At 42.4% G+C, this 4,587-nt stretch carries 1 protein-coding gene; it reads left to right on the top strand.

Annotation, left to right across the window (positions count from 1 at the left end; all coding sequences use genetic code 11):
• Positions 1 to 4,587: isopeptide-forming domain-containing fimbrial protein (locus AX677_RS05295; protein WP_156445990.1), on the top strand; the 4,587-nt coding region annotated here is incomplete at both ends.

Raw genomic sequence — 4,587 nt, 5'->3', positions numbered from 1 at the left:
ACCTATGGCAATAGTGGTTTAACGAGCGATCAAAATAAAGTTCATAGCTTCATCGATAATATCGCTGTTGATGGTGGAACCCCAACTGTTCCTGCGATTGATGATACAATTGCTCAGTACAACCGTGTCAAAGGCAATATGGAAAACGGTCGGAAGACGGTCTTCCTCCTGGTAACGGATGGGGTAGCCAACGGTTACCGTCTGCCAGGTTCTAACACAGTTGTCATGGATAAGAGCTATACAAGAACATGGGATATCCAACGTGCTTGGGGAGTGAATAGCTATCCAGAAGCGGCTCAAGATATTACTGGTCGTGCCAATGAATTGAGAACTGCTGGTGATCAGCTGAAAGCAGCGGTTGGTTCAGAAGGTTCTGTCGTTGTAGGTTTCTGGGAACGTGTTGATAACTTCACTGAGAAATACTATCAATATGGTCCAGCTTACCTGAATGGTTTTGGTAACACTATCAATATTGGGGACAACCGTTCCGTTCAAGCCATCTTCCACGATGCACTTCAATCAATGGCTTCGCCAGATAAGGTTGTGAACGGCAAGAATGTTTCCTTCTATGTTAATGAACAAAATAACATTGATGTATTCTCGCAAAAGATTTTGGAATCTGTAGCGGCAGCTTTAGTTAAAGATGATATCACTGGTGAGTTTGACATTACGGAAGGCTACAAGGTAGATGCTATCCGAATCAATGGGAAGAAGATTGTTCCAAAAGTAAAAGATTCCAGCAAGGAAATTCGTGGTACAATCACACAGACTGGCAACAAAGTTAAGATTTCTGTTCCAGATAGTGTCTTCAACCCAGGTAAGAACAGCTTTGACTATGATTTGAGTAAAGAAGCTCGTGCACCTGAAACGAATGAAGAAGATGAAACAGATCCTCCTGCAAACTATGTTCCGGAGAAGGAAGAAATCACAGTTCCAGAATTGACTGGTAAATTCAAAGCGGGAGAGTTTGAGACGCGCCAAATTGGTGGTCGAAATCAGACTGTAGAAGTACAGAAATTAGAATACTGTTATCCAAGCGCAACGAAGACGGTGGCGGACCAAGACGCAAGCAACGATATTGGTGTCATTCCGGATCCGTTAGAGTTGACTAAGAAACCATCTTACTCTGCTCAATTGTCTTCTAAGGGAGAAGAATTCACCTACACCGTTAACTACAACTTCAACAACGTACCATATGAGTTTGAGAAGAATGTCATGTTAACAGACCCAATCGATTACCGTTTGGAAGTTGTTAGTCATTCTGCAACTGGTCCTGAAGGTCAAGCGTGGAAGACTCGCGTTGTTGAGCAAGCAGATTCAGATGGTAATATGCGCAGTGTCGTTGTGGCCGATGTTCCAAGTGAAGGCAAAAACTACAATTACTTGATTATGAAGAAGGCGCAATTGCGAATGACCGTGCGTCTGAAAGAAAAATATCGTCAGAATCAAGCAAGTAAAGAGTACCTTGCTATCTTGCAGAACAATAATGGTTACGGTCTGGTAAACCAAGGGAATATCATGTGGAATGGGGAAGATAATACTCCAAACCAAGATGCCCACGCTAAGACGGACACGAAAGCAAGTACGATTCGTCGTTCGAATCCAATTTATGTCAAACCACCGCTTGATACAGAAGTAGACAAGAAGGTCAACGAAAAAGAACACGAAGGTCTGCGGATGGATGGCGAAGAGTTTGAGTACAAGGTAACGGCTCCATGGCCAGGTATTGCGGATAAGTTCACATTGACAGATACGGTGGTAGATGAGCTGGAAATCCAACCAGGGTCTGCCAAAGTAAGTGTAGCAGGCAAGTCCTACACTGCTTTAACCAAAGCGATTTCAATCAATGGTCAAACGATTGATATTACCTTGGACAAGACTCAATTGACCTCATTGAACCGTTTGATTTCTCGTCGTGGCGGCAATACTGTCCAAGAGATTGAGCTGACTTTCAAGGCTAAAATTCGCGAAGGTGCTGATTTAACTAAGTACAAGAAGAATGGCGTTGTCAATATTCCAAATACGGCAGATGTCATTCTGAATGATAAGAAGAAAACCTCTAAAGAGGTAACAGTTACTCCTCCGAAACCAAAAGAGCCAAGTGTAGGCAAGAAGATCAACGAAAGCTTGGATGATTACCAAACCTTTGATGGTCAACCATATAACTACAACATCACGGCAGCTGTTCCAAGCGATGCAGCTTCTTATAAGAAGTTTGTTATCAGCGATACTCTAGATAATGATTTGGAATTTGCCGGAGATGTGACCATCAAGGGAGAGGCAGCTGCACTCTTTGATATTCAAAAGAATGGTCAAACAGTGACAGCTACAGTCAAGGAAGGCAAGTTCCAAGACTTAGCGAAGTATTCATATATTGAGCTGCAAATCCCAGCTAAGGTTAAGAATGGTGTAAGTGGTAGAGTCATCGAGAACAAAGCTCGTATTAACTTTACCAATGAAAATAATCAAGAGAAAGAAGTGGAGTCTAATCCTGTTCGTGTGACCCCTCCACCTGTTTCTAAGAAGATTAATGAGAACTTAGACCATTTGGATATTGCGACAGGTCAGCTTTACAAGTACAATATTAAGACAAGTCTTCCAACTGATATTAAAGACTATAAGAAATTTGTCATTACGGACAAATTGGACAAAGACTTGTCTGTTGTAAATGAAACAGATAATAAGCCAGTCATCCAAGGGGCAGCTGCTAACTTCTTTGATGTGACAGTCGAAGGACAAACCGTAACGGCCACTATGAAGGACTTTGCCAATGCAGGTGCTTTAGCCGGCCAAGAGGTTGAGTTGGTCATCCCAGCTAAGATTAATGATGGCGTCACTCGCTCAAATATTCCAAATACGGCTACCTTTAGCTTCACAGATAAGAATGACCACAATGGTGAAAAAGAAACCATTCCTGTAACGGTGACTCCGCCAACAGAACCATCTGTTTCTAAGAAGATTAATGAGAAGCTGGACGAAGCGACAATCGCTGCAAGCACTGACTTCAACTACAATGTTAAATCGAAGCTTCCAAACGATATCACGACCTACAAGTCTTATGTCATTAGTGATACTTTGGATGAGAACCTTGAAGCAGGTAAAGCTGTTATCAAGGGAGACGCGGCGAAATTCTTTGATGTAACTGTCGCTGGCAATACAGTCACAGCAACAATGAAAGACTTTGCTCGTGCTGAAGACTTGGCCAATAAAGAGGTCGAGTTAGTCATTACAGCGAAGGTTAAGAAAGAGTCAACAGTTCCTGTTATCGAGAACAAGGCTAAGGTTACCTATACGAACAAGAATGACCAAGGTGGGGAGAAAGAAACGGAGCCTGTTCGTGTGACTCCACCACCAGTCAGCAAGAAGGTCAATAATCAGGAACATGCCGATTTGGGTAGTCTGAGAGAAACATTCAACTACGATGTAGAGAGCAAGATTCCAGATGTAGCTGATAAGTTTGAGATTTCAGATGAGTTAGTTCCAGAGTTAACATTTGATGGCCAAGCAACTGTTCAAATCGATGGCAAGGAAGTCAAAGATGCCACTGTGAAGACAGCTGGTCAAAAGCTGACTGTTACTTTTGAAAAGGATCAAATCGCAGCCTATGCAGGCAAGACAGTTCGTGTTCATTTTGGAGCGAAGATTAAGGATGGCGTAAGTTATGATGCTCTCTTGGCTAAGTATCCAAATGACACTGGAGATAAACCAGCTGTACCGAACAAGGCAAGCTATCAGGTTAACGATAATCCAGATTCTAAGAAAGAAACTAGTCCAGTAACCGTTACTCCACCACCAACAACGACTCCTGATTTGAAGAAGGAAGTAAATGGTGCAGATCATTATGATTTATCAAAACGGGATGAAGAGTTCACTTATACTCTGAAGACAGAGATGCCAGCGAACTCAACTGTCTTTGAAATCACGGATGAATTGAAATCTGTTCTGGAATTCGTAGGTAAAAAAGGCTCTGCCACTGTGAAGATTGACGGTAAAGATGCAGGAGACAAAGCGACTGTTACTGTCAAAGATCAATTGATTAAGATTGAATTCACAGAAGCTTCTGTGAAGGCGGATGCTGGTAAGTCCATTGAAGTCAACTTCAAGGCCAAGATTCGCAAGGGTGTTAGTCTGGTAGACTATATGGTACCAAATGAAGGTATCCGTATCATGAATAAGGCGTCTTATGTGATTGATAACAATCCAAAATATCGCAAGGATTCAAATGAAGTCCCAGTTACACCGCCAAATCCTGAGCAACCACCGATTGAGAAAACAGTCAATGATAAAGCTTCTGAGACACTCACAAACCGTAACGATGTCTTTACATATAAAGTAAAAACAACTGTACCGTTTGATGCGACGAGCTTCTCAGTAGACGACGAAATCAAGGATGTTTTAGAATTCGCAGATGCAGGCAGTGCCACTTTGGATGGCCAAGCTTTAGCGGCAGACCGCATCAGCATTAACGGTCAAAAGATTACCGTTTCACTGACAGAAGATCAAGTGAAGGCGAATGGTGGCAAAGAAGTGATTCTGAGCTTCCAAGCGAAGATTCGTGAGAATGCCAACCTTTCAGCTTATGTCACA

The organism is Streptococcus sp. CCH8-C6, assembly GCF_001557225.1.
In the GTDB taxonomy this organism is placed as follows: domain Bacteria; phylum Bacillota; class Bacilli; order Lactobacillales; family Streptococcaceae; genus Streptococcus; species Streptococcus sanguinis_C.
Note: the sequence above shows the minus strand (reverse complement) of the source record. Positions and strands in the feature narration are given on the sequence as shown.